This window comes from Enterococcus raffinosus (genome assembly GCF_001886185.1).
Classification (GTDB): domain Bacteria; phylum Bacillota; class Bacilli; order Lactobacillales; family Enterococcaceae; genus Enterococcus_A; species Enterococcus_A raffinosus.
Map to the genome: position 1 here is coordinate 40299 of NZ_JXLA01000021.1, position 20630 is coordinate 60928.

The 20630-nt window shown below is 40.3% G+C and carries 20 protein-coding genes; 13 read left to right on the forward strand and 7 right to left on the reverse strand.

Going from position 1 to position 20630, the window contains the following annotated elements:
* Positions 1–26: 26 nt before the first annotated feature.
* Together RV13_RS12285 and RV13_RS12290 are read left to right on the forward strand one after the other, a co-directional pair.
* Positions 27–989 (forward strand): LacI family DNA-binding transcriptional regulator, encoded by a 963-nt coding sequence (locus RV13_RS12285; RefSeq protein WP_010743800.1) that lies wholly within the window; start codon positions 27–29, stop codon positions 987–989.
* Positions 990–1111: 122 nt separating this feature from the next.
* Complete coding sequence (locus RV13_RS12290; protein WP_010743799.1) at positions 1112–2506, forward strand: glycoside hydrolase family 1 protein; 1395 nt, start codon at positions 1112–1114, stop codon at positions 2504–2506.
* Between the two features lie 58 nt (positions 2507–2564).
* On the opposite strand, the gene RV13_RS12295 is transcribed toward RV13_RS12290, so the two are convergent.
* Entirely contained in the window at positions 2565–2999 is a 435-nt protein-coding gene (locus tag RV13_RS12295; protein WP_010743798.1) for a hypothetical protein, read from the reverse strand.
* Positions 3000–3063: 64 nt separating this feature from the next.
* Entirely contained in the window at positions 3064–5631 is a 2568-nt protein-coding gene (locus tag RV13_RS12300; protein WP_060789583.1) for a transglycosylase domain-containing protein, read from the reverse strand.
* A 182-nt stretch (positions 5632–5813) separates the two neighbouring features.
* On the opposite strand from RV13_RS12300, the gene RV13_RS12305 reads away from it, so the two are divergent.
* Together RV13_RS12305 and RV13_RS12310 are read left to right on the forward strand one after the other, a co-directional pair.
* On the forward strand, positions 5814–6764 hold the full coding sequence (locus RV13_RS12305) for a hypothetical protein (RefSeq protein ID WP_010743796.1): 951 nt from the start codon (positions 5814–5816) through the stop codon (positions 6762–6764).
* Between the two features lie 438 nt (positions 6765–7202).
* On the forward strand, positions 7203–9041 hold the full coding sequence (locus RV13_RS12310; RefSeq protein ID WP_010743795.1) for a fibronectin type III domain-containing protein: 1839 nt from the start codon (positions 7203–7205) through the stop codon (positions 9039–9041).
* A 147-nt stretch (positions 9042–9188) separates the two neighbouring features.
* On the opposite strand, the gene RV13_RS12315 is transcribed toward RV13_RS12310, so the two are convergent.
* Positions 9189–9725 carry a prolyl-tRNA synthetase associated domain-containing protein gene (locus tag RV13_RS12315; RefSeq protein ID WP_010743794.1) on the reverse strand — a complete coding sequence of 179 codons (537 nt, stop codon included), beginning with the start codon at positions 9723–9725 and terminating at the stop codon, positions 9189–9191.
* Between the two features lie 71 nt (positions 9726–9796).
* On the reverse strand, positions 9797–11248 hold the full coding sequence (locus RV13_RS12320; RefSeq protein WP_010743793.1) for a helix-turn-helix domain-containing protein: 1452 nt from the start codon (positions 11246–11248) through the stop codon (positions 9797–9799).
* Between the two features lie 294 nt (positions 11249–11542).
* On the opposite strand from RV13_RS12320, the gene RV13_RS12325 reads away from it, so the two are divergent.
* Both RV13_RS12325 and RV13_RS21030 read left to right on the forward strand, forming a co-directional pair.
* The gene (locus tag RV13_RS12325; protein ID WP_010743792.1) at positions 11543–11797 is read left to right on the forward strand and encodes a TfoX/Sxy family protein; all 255 of its coding nucleotides are present in this window, start codon (positions 11543–11545) and stop codon (positions 11795–11797) included.
* A gap of 69 nt (positions 11798–11866) precedes the next feature.
* The gene (locus RV13_RS21030; protein ID WP_167325155.1) at positions 11867–12037 is read left to right on the forward strand and encodes a hypothetical protein; all 171 of its coding nucleotides are present in this window, start codon (positions 11867–11869) and stop codon (positions 12035–12037) included.
* Positions 12038–12120: 83 nt separating this feature from the next.
* Here RV13_RS21030 and RV13_RS12330 read toward each other — a convergent pair whose 3' ends face one another.
* The gene (locus RV13_RS12330; RefSeq protein WP_010743791.1) at positions 12121–12489 is read right to left on the reverse strand and encodes a YccF domain-containing protein; all 369 of its coding nucleotides are present in this window, start codon (positions 12487–12489) and stop codon (positions 12121–12123) included.
* Between the two features lie 103 nt (positions 12490–12592).
* On the opposite strand from RV13_RS12330, the gene RV13_RS12335 reads away from it, so the two are divergent.
* On the forward strand, positions 12593–13516 hold the full coding sequence (locus RV13_RS12335; RefSeq protein ID WP_010743790.1) for an alpha/beta fold hydrolase: 924 nt from the start codon (positions 12593–12595) through the stop codon (positions 13514–13516).
* 36 nt (positions 13517–13552) lie between these two features.
* Positions 13553–14194, forward strand: coding sequence for a carbonic anhydrase family protein (locus RV13_RS12340; RefSeq protein ID WP_010743789.1), 642 nt, complete (start codon positions 13553–13555; stop codon positions 14192–14194).
* Positions 14195–14244: 50 nt separating this feature from the next.
* Here RV13_RS12340 and RV13_RS12345 read toward each other — a convergent pair whose 3' ends face one another.
* Positions 14245–15057, reverse strand: coding sequence for a Cof-type HAD-IIB family hydrolase (locus tag RV13_RS12345; RefSeq protein WP_060789588.1), 813 nt, complete (start codon positions 15055–15057; stop codon positions 14245–14247).
* Positions 15058–15356: 299 nt separating this feature from the next.
* Between RV13_RS12345 and RV13_RS12350 the strand changes: the two genes are divergently transcribed.
* Together RV13_RS12350 and RV13_RS12355 are read left to right on the forward strand one after the other, a co-directional pair.
* On the forward strand, positions 15357–16211 hold the full coding sequence (locus RV13_RS12350) for a glycosyltransferase family 8 protein (RefSeq protein ID WP_010743787.1): 855 nt from the start codon (positions 15357–15359) through the stop codon (positions 16209–16211).
* Complete coding sequence (locus tag RV13_RS12355; RefSeq protein ID WP_051095875.1) at positions 16211–17098, forward strand: glycosyltransferase family 8 protein; 888 nt, start codon at positions 16211–16213, stop codon at positions 17096–17098. Before RV13_RS12350 ends, RV13_RS12355 begins: the two co-directional genes overlap by 1 nt.
* 297 nt (positions 17099–17395) lie before the next feature.
* On the opposite strand, the gene RV13_RS12365 is transcribed toward RV13_RS12355, so the two are convergent.
* The gene (locus RV13_RS12365) at positions 17396–17866 is read right to left on the reverse strand and encodes a MarR family winged helix-turn-helix transcriptional regulator (protein ID WP_010743784.1); all 471 of its coding nucleotides are present in this window, start codon (positions 17864–17866) and stop codon (positions 17396–17398) included.
* 326 nt (positions 17867–18192) lie between these two features.
* Here RV13_RS12365 and RV13_RS12370 point away from each other — a divergent pair, with 326 nt between their 5' ends.
* The 3 genes from RV13_RS12370 (at position 18193) to RV13_RS12380 (ending at position 20615) form a co-directional block, all read left to right on the forward strand.
* Positions 18193–18810, forward strand: a complete 618-nt coding sequence (locus tag RV13_RS12370; RefSeq protein ID WP_010743783.1) for a TetR/AcrR family transcriptional regulator — start codon at positions 18193–18195, stop codon at positions 18808–18810.
* Positions 18811–18816: 6 nt separating this feature from the next.
* Positions 18817–19932 carry an alpha/beta hydrolase family protein gene (locus RV13_RS12375; protein WP_010743782.1) on the forward strand — a complete coding sequence of 372 codons (1116 nt, stop codon included), beginning with the start codon at positions 18817–18819 and terminating at the stop codon, positions 19930–19932.
* Positions 19933–20231: 299 nt separating this feature from the next.
* Positions 20232–20615: a hypothetical protein gene (locus RV13_RS12380; protein WP_010743781.1), complete on the forward strand. Its 384-nt coding sequence runs from the start codon at positions 20232–20234 to the stop codon at positions 20613–20615.
* The last annotated feature ends 15 nt before the right edge of the window (positions 20616–20630 follow it).

Consider the following 20630-nt stretch of genomic DNA (forward strand, 5'->3'; position numbering starts at 1 on the left):
AGCAGAACAGGAAAGGAATCAATCAGATGTCATCTATTCGAAAAGTTGCTGAGTTGGCGGGTGTTTCATTAGGAAGTGTCTCGCGCTATCTTAATGGTCATCAGCTGAAAGAACAAAATATGAAAAAAATTGCTGCTGCCATAAAGGAGCTGGATTACAAGGAAAATATCATTGCTAAAGGGCTTAAGAACAATCGCAGTTTTTCTGTCGGCCTTTTGATGAATAGCATATCCAGTCAATTTGGTGCTGAAATTGTCAGTGCGATTGAAGGTGTGATGGAGCAAAATGGTTATTCTGTTTTGTTAAGCGGGTTCAAGGGTGACGTTTCTCTGGTTGATCAAAAAATTGATTATCTTGTCCAGCATGCGGTGGATGGGTTGATTGTATTTATGTCAGAACAAGATTGGGACGGAATGGAGCGCTTAGCCGAGCTGCCGATTCCTGTACTGACTATAAACAGTCCAATCCAACTGCCGGGCGTGGATCGTGTACAGGTAGCGGACCGAAAAAGCGTCCATGAAGTAGTAGAGCATCTTATTCAGGAAGGCCATACAAAGATTGGCCTTTTAGCGGCCCCGCAAAATGATTATGTGGCAAGAGAACGCTTATCGGGAGCGAAAGAGGCAATTGCGAATCATCCTGAGGTGTCATTAGAAATTGAATATGGCGATTATTCTCGGATCAGCGGGTATCGAGGCGGAAAGAAATTGATCGCTAAAGAGATAACGGCCCTGATAGTGACCAACTACAATATGATGACGGGAGTCCTTGAGTATCTGTCCTCAGTCCCATCCGATCAAAGGGAGCTGGTCTTGGCTCATTATGATTATACGAGTGAGATGGCTGCGCTGTTGGAGAATCGGATAGTGATCAAAGCACCTACTAAGCTGATTGGTCAACGCGCTGCACAGCTGCTGCTAGATCGAATGAATGAAGACGCGGAGGCAGGGAAAGAAGAAATTATTGAGAATGAGATTTTTGGACTGTAATCGCCCGTTCTTAACCTATCTAAACAGAGAATATATCGCAGCGATTCATAAATAGATGAATCGCTGTTTTTATGAACAGAAGCAATCGAAAAACGTAAACTTATTAAAAAGGGGAGTTATTTATGCATCAATTTCCAAAAGATTTTTTATGGGGAGCAGCGACAAGCGCACCGCAATCAGAGGGGGCTGCGTTGAAGGATGGAAAGAGTCCTTCGACTTGGGATAAATGGTTTGAAATGGAGCCAGAGGCTTTTTATGATCAGGTCGGACCAGAAAATACGTCAAACCTTTATGAAATGTATCGGGAAGAAGTCGCCAATATGAAGGCAATGAACCTAAATTCTTATCGGACATCAATTGCTTGGACACGATTACTGCCAGATGGGAAGACCTTAAATCCCAAAGCTGTTTCCTTTTATCGTGCCTATTTTCAAGCGCTTATTGATAATGGGATCGAGCCGATAATCAATCTATTTCATTTCGATATGCCTTGGTGGTTGATGGAGAAGGGAGGCTGGGAAATTAGAGAATCTGCGGATTCTTTTGCCTACTATGCTAGTGTGGCGTTTGAGCAGTTTGGTGATATTGTAAAAAAATGGGCGACATTCAATGAACCGCTGGTACATATTGAATGCGGGTATTATGGGGACGCTCATTGGCCGAGAGTGCGAGATTTTAAGCGTGCCTTACAAGTAGGGTACCATACGATGCTGGCTCATGCGAAAGCGGTAGAAGCTTTCCGAAAAGCCGCCCTTAAGGATGGGAAGATAGGGATTATCTTGAATTTATCGCCGGTTTATCCTAAAAGTGAGTCACCAGAGGATAGAGAAGCCGCTAAATGGGCAGATCATCTGTGTATTCGAAGCTTTTTAGATTGCGCTGTTAAGGGCAGTTTCTCTGAGGAATTTATAGATATGTTGAAAACTTCAGACTTATTGCCTAAGACAAACGAGGGAGATAAGCAGCTCTTTTCAAAAAACACGGTTGACTTCATTGGCTGTAATTATTATCAGCCATTACGCGTACAAGCTGTATCAAAAGAGATGAAAGCAACAATAGAAGGGCCGCAGGATCTGTATCAAGGGTATGATTGGCCTGAAAAACAGATTAATCCTCATCGAGGGTGGGAAATTTATCCAAAGGGCATCTACGACATCGCGATGCGGCTGAAAAATGATTACAGTGAGATTCCGTGGTATATCTCTGAAAATGGCATGGGCGTCTCTCAAGAGGAGGTCTTTGAAAATGAAGAAGGAATCATCCAAGATGACTACCGTATCGAATTTATAAAAGACCATTTAGTAGAATTGCATCGAGCGATCACAGAAGGCGCCAATTGCTTTGGCTATCATTTATGGACATTTTCCGATTGCTGGAGCTGGTTGAATGCCTTCAAGAATCGTTATGGTTTTTACCGAGTTGAACTAGAAGAAGAGTATAAGCGAGTGCCTAAAAAGTCCAGCTTCTGGATGGCAGAAACAATCCAAAGAAACGGTTTTGAGAACGTGGAACGCTAAAAAGAGAAAACTCCTGAATACTTGGCAACAATCGTCCAAGTATTCAGGAGTTTTTGGTCTACATTATCAATGTTGGCAATATCTTCTCAATGTCTCGCTGAATCAAGCTTTGCATGCTTTCTTTATAGTGATCGAGGGTCAAATTTTCTAGCTTATGGCGAATATGGGGAATTGTTTTGGGCTTTGCCTTAGCTAAATAGGTCAAATAGGGAATACATTGACGTACGACTGGAGCTTTAGAATCGTCTAAAACGCCTAAAATATCTTCCAAGTGTTTTTCGATGACGCCTTGCGTATCCCAGCGGGCATTGATCATAAAGAATTTGAAGGTGCGTCCTCGCCCACACGAAGCTTCCGTTTTAAGGGCAGGTAGAAATTGTTCCAGCTTATCCGCGAAAATAGGTTCGTTCAGACATTCTGTTTGCAATTGATTGAACTTAGCCAAGGCTTCTTTCGTATCCTTTGCGGTTAAGAGTGCATAAACTTTTTCCATCGACTTCAGTCCTTTCTCCTAGTATAAGTATAGTAAAACAGTCGCCGATTTGGCGACTGTTTCTTTAATCTTCTTCCTCTTCAAGCTGTTTCTTTAGCTCATTGATCCGCTTATCAAGGTCCTTGCTTTGATTTTTTGTCTCATTGATTTGATCTTTGACCGTGTTGATGGCAGAATCACGAGCAGCTTTTTCGTGGGCGTACTCGGCCTCTTTGTTGCGATAGACACTGGTGTATTGTTCTGAAAGAGTGCCGCCAGAAGGCTCGACTTGCTGAACTAGCGCGAAGACCTCTTGTGCATATTGATCAAAGGTTTGCCAGTTGTCCTGTGTATCGGTCACGATGATTTCAAATTGACTCAAGGTGTCGATTCGCTCAGAAATCAATTGGTTGCTGAAGGTGGAGGCTTCTTCCACCATTGGTGTGCTCAGCTTCGCTGCTGTCAGCTCATTGGCCTTTTGCTTAGCTAAGGTATCAATGTTTGTTGTAGCGGTTTGAAGCGCGTTTTTCCGTGTCGCCAATACCTGTTTGGTTTGACTGGAACGGGTAACTAGTTGACCGCCGGCTTTTTGTACCGAAGACGGCATCTGAAAATCAATATCTTCTTTGCCATTATTCAGAAGATCCATTGTTTGCTTAAAGATTTCTTTTGTTGCTTGTCCTACGCTGGTATTGTCCTGTGGCTGAGGCGTGTCATCACCGGCCCAGACCGCTACCGTGTAGTAAGGGGTCGCTCCGACGGTCCACAGATCCTTCGCTTCATCCGTCGTTCCCGTTTTGACAGCCCAATATTGATTATGAGCCAAGGTTAGTCCAGCAGCGGTTCCGTCAGCGTTCTGATGAACAGCTTTCATCGTATCAATGGTCAAGTACGCCGCGTCATCGCTGTAAACCTTTTGTTGAGCGATGTCATTTTGCGAGAAGATTTCCTGCCCTGTGTCTTTGCGCTTGATCGTTTGGATATTTATGGGTGCGCGGTAATTTCCTTGGTTTACCAATGTTGCAATACCACTGGCCATTTCTTGTGTTGTCGCTCCATAGGTCATTCCGCCCACTGCGATGATTGGGTTATCATCTTCCACATCGAGTCCGGTAAATTGCATTTGCGCCAATGGCTGATACACCGGTTCCTTCAATTCATTTCGGTTTTCATCCGCCAGTTTATAGGCGACGACGTTGGAGGAAATCGCCAAGGCATTGCGTAATGTCAGGTTTCCTTTCGAACTGTTGTATACATTGTTTGGATACGTATTATTTGGTCGATCATCCGAAACGGCACTGCTTTCTAACAACCCCCGTTCGTAGGCGGGAGCATAGGAGACCAACGGTTTAATCGCCGATCCCGGCTGACGATAGGAGAGAAAGGCTCGATTATAGTGGTTACCTTCTTCACCGCGACCGCCAATACTTGCCACCACGTCTCCTGTCTGATTGTCAATCACGGTCATAGCCGCCTGTTTAGTGTAAAAATTATTTTCCCCATTTTGATCTTGCCAAGCATTCATGACGTTGCTGACGATCCCTTGCAATTGGTCATGCAAAGCGGGGTCAATGTTGGTGTTGATTTGATAACCGCCGGAAAGAATTCGCTGATATACTTTGTTGTACGCAGATTTGTACTCTTCGTTGTAGCGATCCTCTTCTTCTTTGGAATCAAATTGGTATTGGAAACGGAAGTCCTGCTGTCCCATCAAAATCTTGGTGGCATTGTCCACTGCCAAAGCGACTTCGTTATTGTCCAGCTGATTGTTCAGTGCATTGCTGTGGACTTTTGCCGAAATATCATCCGCCACAGCCTTGTCGTATTGATCTTTAGTGATGTAGCCTTGCTGATTCATTTGTTTAAGAATTAGCTTCGCCCGTTTTAACGCATTTTTCTTATTGGTCGTAGGATCGAAAATTCCCGGGTTATTGGTGATTCCTACAAGCGTTGCTTTTTCCAGCAGGCTGGTATCATTGATGGACTTACCAAAATAGACCTTTGCCGCAGCATTGATCCCATAGGCACCATGACCGAAGTACACATTGTTCAAATAATATTCTAAAATTTGGTGTTTGGTGAAGCGTTTTTCTAGTGCTTGTGCCATCACCATTTCTTCGATCTTCCGTGAAATAGAAACCTCCGGCGTTAAGTAAATATTTTTTACTAGTTGCTGAGTGATGGTAGAGGCCCCACGGACACCGCGTCCAGTCGCTGCATTTATCCCAACGGTCAACAGCCCTTGGGTATCTACCCCGTGGTGGTCGTAAAACCGTTTATCCTCGATAGAAATCAATGCTTGAGAGACGAGAGGGTCCATCTTGTCATAGGTGATGTAGTCCCGTTCTTGGGTCTTTAATTCCTTGATGACCTGCCCATTTTTATCCAAAATCGTCGTTGGATGGTATTGCTTAAAGTCACTTTCTTGGATTTTCGCCGCATGTTCTTCACCAGCATCGATCGCCGCTGTGACTTCTTTTCCATATTTTTGGAAGAAGAAAATGGTCCCTGCGATGAGCACTAAAAGCATTGCCGCCAAAATACTCAGGGAGACCTTCGTTGATCGAGATAATTTTCCTCGTGACGATTTTTTCCGAGTGGGTTTTATTCTCTTTTCTTTTTTTTGTTGATGTCGTTCTTGTCTGTTTGCCATATCCGCCTATCCTTAAAAAAATCATTTCCTCTAGTGTAATAGAAAATGACGAGAATAACTATCATATTCATATTTTTCCAAGAAAAAATTTAGATTATTTCATAAAAATAGGCTGAATTTCACTAGAAATACTTGACGCTTGCTTAATTTGTCGCCACAATGTAAAGGAGATGAGGTGACCTATGGAGACAAAGAAAAAATGGTTGATCTTTTGGGGGATTCTGGCCGCTTTGTTTGTTGGGACATTTGGGATCGTTTTAAGCGGCAATTTTCCGCAATTCACGATACCCTTTAGTGTTTTTGCCAGCGATGACAAGGTGAAGAAAAAGGAAGAACTACCGAAATTAAACGTATTGGCGTTGAAGGATGTCAACGATCAATCATTATTAGAAGAACAAACGGAGAAAATCGATGCTTTGAATAAGGCATTTGAAGACAATAACAGCTTTTCCAGCTCTCAAGCGATGGCTGACGCGATCGAAAAAGTCTACGGGAAGGCGAAAGACGGGAAGAATATCTTTAACCTTTATCGTAAAATTTATCCGATGGTGAGTTCGGAGGAAAGCGGCTTTGTCAGTGTCAGTTTAGTTGGATTTGGGCAGCGTCTTGTAGACGATCAGACGATGACGACGCAGCGACAGGTTTGGAGCTTTACCGATACTAGCGGTTCGCGTCACGATTACACCATTAACATACGTTATAATCAAAAGGGGCTGAACGAATTAACCTCTGAAGACGGCAGCGAGTTAAAGTCGGTCATCACCAAAGAGGATACTTATTTAGACAAGTCAGCAGATTTTGAAACGGCATGGACGGAACTGGTACGACGCGGAACAGATACTCAGCTTTATCGTCAAATGCAAAAGGCGGGAATGGACAGCAATCAGACAGAATTCAAAGCGTTGGAAAAAAGCATCAATGTGACGGATCAGAATGGGTTCTTTGATTTATTCAAGGATACTCGAGGAGATATTGCTCATGCGTATCTTTCTGGTTTTTATCATACGAATACACCGACGGATGGGCAATCGGATTATTATTTCCGAGTACCTACCTCTGAAAAAGACGTGGCGACCTTTGTAGTGGTGTATGATCGTCTGCAACAGAAAATTGTTTCTATTAATAAGCAGTAATCATCGTAAGACCATCCATGTGGATGGTCTTTTTTGAGGAGGAAATCATACAAAACAATCGAAATATTAAATATATTATAAAATATATGGTATGTGGCAAAAATATTTCGTCATAAAATGAATAATATTTTTGAATTTTGATGGAATATAGAAATATATCACAATAATTGTTATATTTTGTTTAACAGGAAAATTACCCAAAGATCACATTTCTTAGAGGCGGGGAAACATGAGAGAGCAATTCCTGTAATCGAGCATACTTGCTGTGCTTACTTGATAGGGGGTGGTATATGAGAAGCTGCTTCTGTTTTTGGCCAAAAACAAACTCCGAAAAAAATCGACTACTGTCTTCCTTTCGAAGGCAGTGGTTTCAATCGTTAGGGTAGGTTTATTTGTTATGCACTTTTGCATAGGGCAAAGAACGAAAAGGAGAGCGAAATGAAAAGAAAAGGGTTAATGAAAAAGTTAAAGGGGATCATGTCGTTGGTAACGCTGTTGATTATGACAGTGTCTTCGTTAGGAATACCAGCACAAGTTTTTGCAGCAGATGAGGGAAATGTTCCTGCGAATCTGACAGTCAAACATAATGATACGCAGAAATGGACAGTAATTCAGTTCGATAAAGTCGAAGATGCCGACAGCTATAAGATTTATCGAGCAGAAGAGCAAGATGGACAATTTGAACATATTCAAACATTGAAGAGTGATACCACTTATGCGGTCGATCCTTATACGGAATTGAAGACCGATGGAACTCTGAAGGCTGATTATCTTTACTACTATAAAGTGTCAGCAGTTGTCGAGGGTAAGGAACAAGAAGCTGCTGGTCCAGTAGCTAATCAAGACGTTGCAACAAAAGCTAGTGATGATCAAATCGAAGAGGCTGCAGCAGCACCTTCAGCAGTTACTGAAGAAAAAACAGAAGAAGTGACAGAGGAAACAACAGAAGAAAAAGCGGCTGCACAAACATACGGCTCATCTAAACATGACAAAGACTGTGATACTAAGCACAGCAGCAAAAAGAAATGCAATTCAAATAACTGGAAACACGGCGACTACTGCGACAAGAAGCACAGCGGTAAAAACTGTAATGAAAATAAATGGCAGCATGGAAAAGATTGCGATAAAAACCATAGTGGTCACAACTGTAACGAAAACAAATGGCAGCATGGAAAAGATTGTGATGAAAACCATAGCGGCCACAACTGCAACCATAACTGGAAGCATGACGAAGATTGTGACAAAAAACATGACGGAAAAGAATGTAACCAAAATAATTACAAAGAAAAATGGGATGCAGTCAAAAATGTTTGTATCACAGAAACACAACACCACTGGTTGAAGCTAAGCTGGGAATCAAAAGGCAGTGATGCAGAATACAAAATCTTCCGCGCAACGAAAAAATGTAACGATTACAGCTCAAAAGATTTTAAAGAAATCGCTACGGTAAAAGGACAAACCACGTATAATGATACCAAGTTGAATCACAATACGACTTATTGCTATAAGGTAATGGTGAAACGTCCGAAGGTTTGCCCATACACGATCGAAACGGTTAGCAGTTCAAATATTGGTAAATTTACAGTTTGCGGAACAACGTTGAATCCAATGATTAAAGCCACTGCCGTTTCTGATAAGGCGATCAAAGTAACATGGACAAATACGAAGAGTGACAATGCGTCCACACGTTACGCAACAAGCTATACATTGTACCGCAGTACAACAAACAACATCAACAAAGCAACTGCGATTACAGTTGCCGGCAAACAAGACGGCTCTGAAATGAGCTACACAGATGACTGCTTGAACCAATACACAACCTACTACTACTGGGTTAAGGCAAATTATGGTCAATGGAGCAACTGGGTGAGTCCGCAATGGGGACCAAGCTGTGCAACAACGTTGAAGAAGAAGGACATTGGTACGGACTTGAAGGGTTGTGTTAAGAATTACCTTAAATGCGGTTGCATTCCAACTCGCTACTATGGGGCACAAATCTTCTTAGGAACGAAGAAACCAACAGATTATACAAAAGTTCGTGTGTATCGTCGGACGAGCTCAGGAAAATATACCTCTGCCTACAAAACGATTGATGTTCGCTATGCGAAATATATGAATGGTTCATTCGGTAAAGGTTACTACTTGGATTACACATTAAGCAAAGTGTGCCTATCTAGAGGAACGTACTATTTTGCAATTCAAGCTGTTGGCTATGATGGCGGCAAAGAAATCACCGGACCAATGAAAGAAATTGGCTGTGCTTACGTAAAATGGTAAGCCGACCAAAAAGCAGTCAGATTAGAATGAGGCGCTAAAACGGCAGTCAAAAAAAGAAATCGCTGTTTTTGATATACCTTCATGCAGCTAAGATCGTCCCAAAAAAGTGTTAGGAGAGGGGGTCTCCTAACACTTTTTTGTTGATCATTAATCAATGAAAATAGCTTCATGCCCAGTATACGGCAAGAACTTCTCAAATAGATCCGCTGTTTTCACCTTCATATAATTAGTGACAGATCCAGAACTACAGCCATACCATTCTCGTTCGGCCACTGATTTGTCAAAGACCAGCTGAATCTCATGTTCAGGGTCCATCAATAAACCGAAGATTGTTGCTGCACCAGGGATGACGCCTAAGCGTTCTTTCAGTAAATCCGCTGAAGCAAATGACACTCGGGGAATTTCTAATTTCTTACCGAATTCCTTTGTGACGAACTTGAAATCGGCTGGTGTAATGTACAGGTAAAATTTGGTTTTCTTTTGATTGCATAAAAAGATGGTTTTAACCACTTCGATCCCTAGACGATTATCGATATCGATACAATCTTCCATCGTCAATGCCTTGCCCGTGGCCACTTGATAAAAGGGAATCTCAAGCTTTGCTAGGGTTTCGTAGGTCTTTTCCTCTAATTCAGATCCAAATTCGGTTGGTGGGGTAGTCTGCATCTCACTAACGTAAACCATGATGGCCTCCTTGTTGTCTGTAATACCTACTACGATACCTTTTTTTAATCAAATTCACAATATGTTTTCATTTATTTCTCTGATTGAGCTAAATTTTTCTTTACAAGTTGTTTAAGAATCTCTTCGACGTCCATTAAATCTGTCGACGTGATGTTTGAACGAATGATCACGGCTTCTTGACCTTCAGAGATAAAATTTTTACAAGTAGGTGAAGTTCCAATGATCAACTGAGCCTCTTGCGGTGTTTTTACAAAGGATAGATGATAGCGATTTTTAAAATGCAGATTTATTTTTTCTTGGATAAAAATGCTGAAAAGATCACTATGCTCGGAAAATGCGTAAACAGATATTTTTGGTAAGCAGTTTTCTAATGAATAGAGTGTTACACAGGTCAGGAACGAGTAGACTCGCAATTGGCGATGATCATAACTTGGTACTGCTTGAATAAAGTCTTTCCAAAAAGCTTCAAAGCGTCGATAATAGTAAGGAAACTGCTGCTGGACGTGGTTTAACGCTACGCTGTTTCTAAGCTCATCAATCATTGGATCATTTAAGCGGAAGAAGGACAACGCCGCATAATGCTGCTTGATTTTTCGACCAACAAATCTTTGCTCGCGACTGCTTAATTGTCGGAAATGAGCAGAAAAAGAGCCGATCCAATGGGCAGTAGCTTGATTGAAAAAAAGTTCTCTGGAAGAATTTTTCGGTTGAAGCTCGAAATCATTTAACAGTGAGCTGTATATCGCATATAGGAAAAAACGCCACTCATTTGTATTCCAAGTTTTTAAAAAGCTTGGTTTTTTAGGATATTTAAAGCGATTTAATCGCTCTAGTTCGACAGCGTTGAAAACAAGTTCTCCTTTTTTACTGAGAGATTTGTTCGTGATCAGTAACCAAAAGCAGATCATCTCCAAATTTGTTGGGTTATGGGCAAGCTTTAAGTATTCTTCTATTTGATTCGCTTGTTGCGTATAACTGTCGGTATTAATCCATTCTACCTGAGTAAATTGATGGTATAAACCGCGAACAAAGATATAATAAAAACGGCGAATGTCCACTTCACGCCCCTTTAGACTAATCTTTGTTGAACAAGAGATGTAAAGATTATAATCCAGAAGTTCTTTATTAATCTCTTTGATTTTACGCCGTAATTTAGACTCACTAATATTTTTATTCATACAGAACTGAATTGCAGAGATTTTTCGTCTTGCTAAGATCTCACGAATGATTTCACAGGCGAGATCGTGTTGATATAGATAACTCGTCAATGATTGGAGGTTGGTGGAAGAACGGTATAACTGTATTCCGCGTCCATTATCCATGCGAAGTTTCAAAGAATAGTCCTTTTCCGTATAAATCTCTTCAATGATCGTTTGCAGCTCTTTGCAGTTCACACGAATCGTGCCGAGACTGGCATAGCCAATCTTTCCCTGCAATTCCTTCAAAGAAATCGGCGCCTGCAGCCCATCTAGCGTATCAATGATCTGAATTTTTAATAACGTATTCTTATCCATCCCCAGCATGAATGACCCCTCCATTCTTAGTTAATAAAAATTAATCGCATCTTTTTATATAATAAAGTGAAATATCATTTAATACAAATAATAACCTAATAAACGGCGAAAAATAAAGCCTTTTCCTAAAGAATTCATAAAAAACTCGCTTTTATTAAAAATAACTTAGGTTATATTATTTAAGTTTTCTTATCCTGTAAGGATATTTGGCGAAAATCATGACTTCTCAAACTTTTTATGAAAGCGGTCGTTTCCGCATTTATTCTAAGGTATAATGGATCTAAAAGGAGTAAGGAGTCAGCGATGAAAATCTCAGAGATGAAAAATATTGGTGTAGTGAATGAGGAAAAGTTGGAGCAGGTAGGAATCACAACGCCGGATCAGTTGCGGGAGCTGGGAACAGAGGCGGCTTTTTTAAAGATTCGTCATCTAGTAGATGATGGGGCATGCTTGCATTTATTGTACGGACTAGAAGGAGCTATTCAGGATATTCCTAAGCGAGAATTAAGTGAGCGCCGAAAAGCAGAGCTGCGTGATTTCTTCAAAAAATTAGATTAGATTTTAGCGGCTTTGCTTGCTGCGAGAAATAATTCACGTTACACTAAATACAAAAAAGAAGGTGGCTTTTTGTATTTAATCGCATTATTGATTTTTGTTATCCTTGTCGGCTCGTATAATATTTTTATCAACCTTGCCCGCCGGAAAAAGAAGAATGTGACCCCATTGATGGTGAACATTCAGGTAACGCTGAATTTGATTTTGATTGTAGCAGGTCTGGTATACTTATTTTTTGGATAAAAAGAGAGGAAGACAGCTGTCGTTCCTCTCTTTTTATCGATAATTTCCATTTTGACAGCGATCGTAAGGGAACGAGGCTCTTCTTAGCGGATTGAGACAATCTGGGCGCCAAAAGGCATCAGAGCTAAGCGAGCAAGCTTGAGGGATTGTGCAGCAAAGGGGATTCCAACAATGGTGACACATAACAAAGCAGCGCTAATTAGATGACCGATTGCTAAAGGAACTCCCGAAACAATCAACCATATAAGATTGACGAGAAAGTTTACCCCTGTGGTGTGGTACACGATATCCTTACCAAAAGGGGCAAAGCTCAGACTTGCGAACTTAAAGCATTGGAGCCCGATTGGAATACCGATAATGGTGATACACCATAAAACGCCGGCGAGACACCAAGTCAATCCACCGACCAAACCGCCGAAGATGAACCAAATGATATTTCCTATACAAGACATAAGTCATTCCTCCATTTTGTTTAAGTGTACCATTTTTAAGAAAAGTTACCTCCAACTTTAGATGGATTTCAATAATTTACGTTTTTTTAGAAAGGAGACAATTATGGCAGAAACATTTGAATTATATTCCGTTGATCAAAAAACAGTACTTCAGGGCTATCATTGGCCGTGCGAAGAACCACGAGCAGTCTTGCAATTGACGCATGGAATGGCTGAACACTTGAGGCGATACGAGCCACTGGCGAATTATTTGAATGATCACGGCATTGCAGTAATCGGTCATGACCATTTAGGACATGGTGCCTCTGTAAATGAGAATCCTCACGGTTATTTTCATGATGAGACGATCAAACATGGGTTGGTTCAGGACTTGTATCAAGTAAGCCAGTGGGGAAGAGAAAAATACCCAGAATTGCCTTTTTTTGTACTGGGGCATAGCATGGGCTCCTTTGTATTAAGAAACTATCTTTATGAATACGCTAATGAAATAGCGGGTGTGATTGTCGTCGGAACCGGTCAGCAGCCGATCTGGTTGACTCGTTTTGGTCGAACCTCTGCGAAGCTGCTAAGTAAAATCCAAGGAGACAAGCATCCTAGTAAGTTGATCGATCAGCTTGCTTTCGGAAACATGAATCGCAGAATCACTCACAAACGAACAGATAAAGACTGGCTGGTCAGTCTATCAGAAGAGGTGGATAAGTATATCGCCGATCCCATGTGCGGCTTTTTATTCACACTAAGTGGCTATCAGGAGCTCTTTTCTTTGATTATTCGCGCGCAAGACCCAGAGCTTTTAAAAAAAGTACCTAAAGAGCTGCCGATGCTCTTTTTGTCTGGTAAAGAGGATCCTGTGGGTGATTACGGCAAAGGAGTAATGGCGGCAGCGAAATCATACCAGTTAGCTGGTGTAGAGAAGGTAACCGTTCAGCTATACGAAAAAGCTCGCCATGAGCTCTTAAATGAAACCCAAAAACTTACAGTTTTTCATGATATTTGCAAATGGATGGAAAATATTTTTGAAAAATGATATCATTGTAAAAATTTTAGGTAATTGAGGGATCATATGAAGGCAGAATTTTTGATCGATTATTGTCACCAAGGAGATTGGGCGCCTCAAGGAGGTCATCGACAATCACCTATCGATATCCAAACATCTCAAATTGAAAACAATGATACTCTTGCAACTATAGAAGTAAATTTTTCGGAATCCACTGCTACGTTTCTAAATAATGGGCAGAATCTGCAACTTTTGGCAGCGGGGCAAGCATGTTTCAACCATCGCTTGTTTCAATTTGTCCAAGTCCATTTTCATGCAGACTCCGAGCACCGTCTCAATGGGAAGAGCTTTCCATTGGAAGGCCACTTTCTTTTCCAAGCCCCCAACGGTCAATTAGGTGTGATGGGGGTGTTCTACGAGATTGGTGTTTTTAACCCTGATTTTGAGCAAGTCTTGAATCAGTATGAGCAGGAAAAAGGGGAAGGGATCTTCTCCGCCTCAGAATTGATTCCTAAGGATAAAAGCTATTATCACTATATTGGTTCGTTAACGACTCCGCCTTTGACAGAAGGTGTAGAATGGTATGTCTTGAAAAACACGGTAGAAGTCTCTGATGAGCAGATTCAGCGATTTATTTCTATTCATGGAAAAAATAATCGTGACTGTCAATGTATGAATGAGCGCAAAGTTTTAAGCTATAACGAATAAAGTCGCCGCCAGATCATTTCTGGCAGCGACTTTTTTTGCGGTTAAAAAGCTCAAGAGAGGTAGTCATTTAGTAGATAAGCGACGCCGGATTCGTCATTTGATTTTGTCAAAGTATCAGCGACTTTTTGAACTGCGGGTGCGGCATTTTCCATCGCGATGCTTTTACCGCTGAGTTTTAACATTTCCAGGTCATTTTCCTGATCGCCAAAAGCCAATACCTCTGATAAATCTACCCCTAAATACTTCGTCAAAAAGTTTAACGCGGCTCCTTTATTAACCCCCTCAGCCATGACTTCCAACCAATATTTATCGGAATAAGAGCTGTTGATTTGCTTTTTTCCTAATTGTGAACGTAGTTTTACTAATTTGCTAGTATCCCCATCAGTAAAGGTCAGCTTAAAATAGCTGATTTCTTCCTGTTCTATCTGTTCCAAAAGCTCGTCAACCTTTGATTCCTTCAAATTGAATTGAGCATAGTAAGGACTATTCACTTCATTCTTATCCTGTGCAAAGGAGATGTGGTCGTCTTGAGTCGCGCGACTTGCTACCACCGTCACCTCCGTTTTCATCGCAAGAGAAAGCGCTGTGTTGACCGTTTCTGGAAGAATAGTATAGCTTTTTAATACGTCTTGAATTTCTCCCTTTTCAATGCGAGCAACGTATGCGCCGTTTGAGGCTAAGGTGTAGCCACTAAGTTCTAACTCAGCAAAAACTTCTTTCGCTGATTGAATAGATCGTCCTGTTGCTAGTACAACAGTTCCTCCTTGACGATCAAATTCTTTTAATGCCTTCGCGTTTTCCTCTGATACGACACCCTCTTTGTTCAGCAGGGTGCCATCGAGATCTATTGCTGCTAATTTCATCTCTATCCGTCCTTTTTTTCATTAATCTAGTATAAGGGTAGTCCAATTTTCAGAAAATGAACAATTAAACGCTCATGTGATTACAAGTTCAAACTATATGCAATAATTAAAAACTATTCTTTATAAAAAATTAATAATTATCGAAAAGATGCAGATGACAAGTCTTTTCATCGATTTTTTGAAGAAATGAGAGGGGTGTCAAAGCATTAATTTTGATTAATCCTTGGAAGGAGTCTAATCTGAATTTTGTAAACAACTGTTATTAATTCGAATAAAAAAAGAGATAGGAGTGAAAGAATATGTTCTCAAAAATTGAGGAAATCCCCGTAGTCACAGCAGCTGATGAAAATTACGCTCCTTATCTGAGTGTAATGATTTCAACATTGCTAGACAAAACTTCAAGAACTACACCGATTCGTTTCTTTATTATTGACGATGATCTTTCCATTTCAAGCAAGGAAAAGTTAATCGAAACCGCCCACAAACATTCAGAGACGGCTGTTATTCAATTTGTGAAAGTCGATGAGGAAGTTTATGAAAACTTTTTAGTAAGCGACCATATTACGACGACTGCTTACTTCAGAATTTCCATGCCTAAGATGCTGGCTGGTAAAAATTATCGAAAAATTCTGTATATTGATTCGGATACATTGATTCTCGATGATATCCAGAAATTGTATCAACAAGAGTTAGATGGAAAAACGATCGGCGCTATTATCGATCCGGGTCAAACGAAAGCACTAGAACGCTTAGGTGTAGACTCCCAAGATTATTACTTTAATTCAGGCGTAATGGTCATTGACGTAGAGCGCTGGAACCAACAGCACATTACCGAAAAAACCATTGAGTATCTAAAAAAACATGGCGATAAGATTATCTACCATGACCAAGACGCGTTAAATGCGGTGCTGTATGAACAATGGCATCCATTCCATCCGCGTTGGAATATGCAATCGTCGCTTATTTTCGACAAGCATCCAGCACCAACAAAACACTACGATGATTTATATAAAGAAGGACGGGAAAATCCGGCCATCGTTCATTTTACAGGCCATGACAAGCCTTGGAATACGTTAACAGGACATCCTTATCAGGATTTGTACATGGAGCTATTAAATAAAAGTATATTGATGAAGACGGTGAGGGTAAAATGATGAAAAAAGAGAAGATTACGGTAGTATCAAGCTGCAACGACGCATTTGCTGAACACGTGTCTGCATTATTTGTTTCAGTCCTAGAAAATGCTGAGCAACCAACAGAAAATTTTGATTTTTACGTGATTGATGATGAGATCACGATTGCAAATAAACGCTTAATGCGAGAAACAATTAAAGGATACGATGCATCCTTGCACTTTATGACGATCGATAAAAAGTATTTTGCAGATGCGGTTGAGAGTGATCGTATCCCGGAAACCGCGTATTATCGCATCGCGATTCCAGAATTATTCCGAGACAAAGGTCTTGAAAGAATTCTCTATCTTGATTGTGACATGATCGCTCTGACGGATATTTCCGAACTGTGGGAGGTTGATCTATCCGGTTATATCTTAGCTGCGGTAGAAGATGCTGGCTTCCACCATCGTCTAGAGAAAATGGCTGTCGCTTGTGACTCAACAAAATATTTCAATTCGGGCTTTATGCTGATCAACATGGAAAAATGGCTTTCGGAAAACGTGACGAAACGCGTCCTGCGGTACATTCACGACAATCCTGAAAAATTGAAATTCCATGATCAAGACGCATTGAATGCGATTCTCCACGATCAATGGCTACAACTGCATCCAAAATGGAATGCCCAAAGCTATATCATGAAGCGTGAAGTCGAACATCCAGATCCAGAGGGTGAAAAGGAATATTTCCAAACCCGACGCGACCCTAAGATCATCCATTATTCTGGACATATCAAACCTTGGAGTAAAGAGTGTACCTCTTCCTTGAAAAAGTATTATGAAGAATACGAAGAATTAACGGCATTTTCAGAGGACAATGAGGAAGAAAAGACTTCGACGAATACAGTCTCAACAAGAAAACTAGGATAAAGAAGGAGCATATCTATGAAGGCTATGATGAAGAGTAAGTGGGAACAGCCTAAGAGCCGTTTTTCTACTAAGAATAAAGCAACGAAAAAACAATCTACGCAAAAAAATAGCGCAGTCCGTTCATTGTTAATGAAGCTTCTGTCTGTTTTTATTATAGGTTTTATCACAAAGAAGCTTAACAATCGAAAAAATAAATAATTGATTGAGGCCTATCAGCGAAAGTCTGGTATGGCCCGATGAAATAGACAAGCAAAGCCTTAGAAGAAAAATAATCTTCTAAGGCTTCTTATTTTACTTTTATGGACGGCCTCGGCGATCACGAGGCTTGTGTTTGACTTGGTGTTCGAGCTCGTTGATTAATTTGGTCAAAATATGGTCGAATTGTTCCTTTTCCTCGTGACTTAAAACATCCAGTATAACGGGCTGGAAGTCATCGCTCTGTTGAGCGGCGATTTTTCCGCGAGCAGTCAAATGGATATTCATGACACGTCGATCTTCCTGCGATTTTTCACGCGTGATGTAGTCTTTTTTTTCAAGTTTGCGAATCATTTCAGAGGCTGATTGTGGACGCATATCTAGCTGGCTAACAAGCGCCTTTTGCGAGATCGTTCCATGTTCACGGATAATCGCCAAAATTTGGCTCTGACCCCGATTACGGTTTTCAAACTTGAAGGGACCACGAGCGTTTTCGCGGAAGAATTGCGTAAATAAGTCGTTCAAATCAAAGTATTTCTTGGTAACAGTTACATTTAATTCCTTTTCGTCCATGGATTCATAACTCCTATAAACAGAATAGTAGGGATTGCTTCATTCATCATTTTATCAGGTTACCGAAATAAATTAAAGACATCTGTTAGACTGAAGATTTTTAAGGTGGAAGATAGAATAGTCGCTATTCATAAGGAAAATCTAAATTTTTCAAAAATAGTTATTCTATTCTAGCGGTAAGTTAGCTGTCCAGTTTCGTAAAACTGAGTGAGATTACGGAGTCTTTCTTAAGATCAAGGCCAAGGTGTCTTGACAGTGTTACCGACATTCCATATAATATAAATGAGTTTATATAAGTACATTTATATAATTTAGGAGAAAAGCGAATGGCTCGAAAAGTGGAAATATCAAAAGAACTGATTTTACAAGAAGCGTTACAATTATTGATCCAAGAAGGATACACTTCCGTTAATATTAAAACTTTGGCTAACCAAATTGGTTGCTCCACGCAACCAATCGTTTGGCATTTTAAAAATATGGCGGGTTTTCGACAAGCTCTTGCAGAATATGCGTTAAATTATGCGAATAAAAAAATGACACCGACATCAGAAAATGGCTTTGAAGCGTTCACCGAGGTAGGCGCTGCTTATGTAGATCTAGCTTTTGATGAACCTGAATTATTCAAGTATCTCTATTTAAATGGTGGAAGTGAGTATTACATTGGAGAGGTGGATAGGCTTGCTGCGATGGTAGATAATCGAGAATTGGTAGAAAGTATTGCGAAAGTCTTTGATATACGCATGGCTGAGGCAGCGTCATATCTCACCAACTCTATTATCTATTCAACTGGAATTTTATCGATGGTTGTTTCTAACATCATGACATGTGATAAGGATAAGGCCAAACAGATGATTGATTCGGCTGGCTATGCGTTTCTCTTGCAATATGGTGTGGAGATGTCAAGGGCGAAAAGCTTTGGCAACCGTCTCGTTCGGAAGGACTGATTGTAAATGAGAAATTGGATTTTACTTTCTATGATGGTTTTTGAGGCTTTTTTACTCATTTACTGTCTAGTGCGAAAAAGTAATCATGTTCCTGCGGGCTATCTCTGCGCTTTTTTATCATTGCTTCTATTAATAGTGACAGGCTGGCTATTATTATTTCCAAAAGTTGAACCACTTGTCGCAACTGGTGATTATCAGGTTTTGCATAAAACTGATTATTATATTGATCATCAACGAGTAGAAACGTACAGTGAGGACGGTAGTTACCGTGAGCTTCCAGTTGCTTTTTGGTATCCAAAAGAATATTCGAATGGGCAATCATGTCCGCTGGTGGTTTTCTCTCACGGAAGTTTTGGCATGAAGGAAAGTAATGAGACCCTTTTTCGTGAATTAGCTAGTCAGGGTTACATTGTCTGTTCCATTGACCATACGTATCAGTGCTTTTCAACTACACTATTCAATGGGAAAAAAGTTCGTTTAAGCAGTCAGTTTATGAAAGAAGTGAGTATGGATAAACCTAATAAAAAACCAAAACAATCGTTAGTCAATTTTGAAAAGTGGATGAAGATTCGAACCGATGACCTAAATTTTGTCTTAGACACGCTTCTTGAAAAATCAGAAAAGAAAGAGGCAACAAATACGTTTTTAAATTTGATTGATTCTTCACAGATTTGTGTAATGGGGCATTCCTTAGGCGGTTCAGCAGCGTTAGGAATTGGCAGGCAGCGAAAGGACATTTCAGCGGTAATTTCTTTGGAGGCTCCTTTTTTGTGTGATATTCAAGGAGTCTCTGACGATAATGAATTTATCTTTGATCAATCGGAGTTTCCTGTTCCTGTATTGAACATCTATTCCGATGCGACATGGGAACATCTAAACGAATGGAAGCAATACGAAGAAAATGCACGGTTGCTGGAGAGAGAATCAAGTAAGGTTCAAAACATTCATTTTTCAGGAATTGGTCATTTTTCATTGACGGATCTATCGTTGACATCTCCGTTTTTAACAAGCGTCTTTGATGGAACAAAGCCCCAAAAAGGTGCAGAGATAACACTTAGAAAAATTAACGATGTTTGCCTCAAGTTTTTGGATCAACAGTTGAAAAAGAAGGAGACCAATTAAGTAGTGGACTTAATCAATCTCCTTCTTTTTATGTGTCTTAAAACTTCGTAGCTAGTTAGGAAGACACAGAGTAAAGGACTTTTTTGCAGGGTGGTTACGTTATAAAAAATTAGAAATGAAGTTATCGTCGTTATTTATTGGAAGCAAAACCCTCGATTAAATCCTATTCATAGTCACAAGTCCTTTATGTTAATTTCAAATAAAACTTTTGGAATTGCAAAATCCGTAAAAAAGGACTTATTTTAGTTGTGTAGAGCTCTCAGGTGAAACTAATTATCAAAAAGAAAAAGGAGGAGACCATGAAAGATTATGGCTTAACTCGGCAACAACTGTTCCAGTTAACAAGAGGAACATTGGAAAAACGGATAAATCATTATTTCAAAGAAACTCATGATAGCAATGGAACGATTCAATTCTTAGTTGCGTTACAGGTAAGGGATGAATTGTGTGAAGGAGATTTTTCGCTGCTGCTGAAGGATCTCGTGCAATACATTTTTTTGCATATGCGTTCAACGGCTTTGATGCGGCGTTTCTATGGGTATTTTGCCGAATACTTCGATAAAAAGGAATGGCGTCTGTTATCTGTAAAATTATTTCCTGCGAAAACATTTGTTTCTGACAAAATAAAAGCGCTTTATTCGCAATTGATTAAGGAACCATTCGCGAGAGTAGCGGAATCATGACGAGATAAAAAAGTG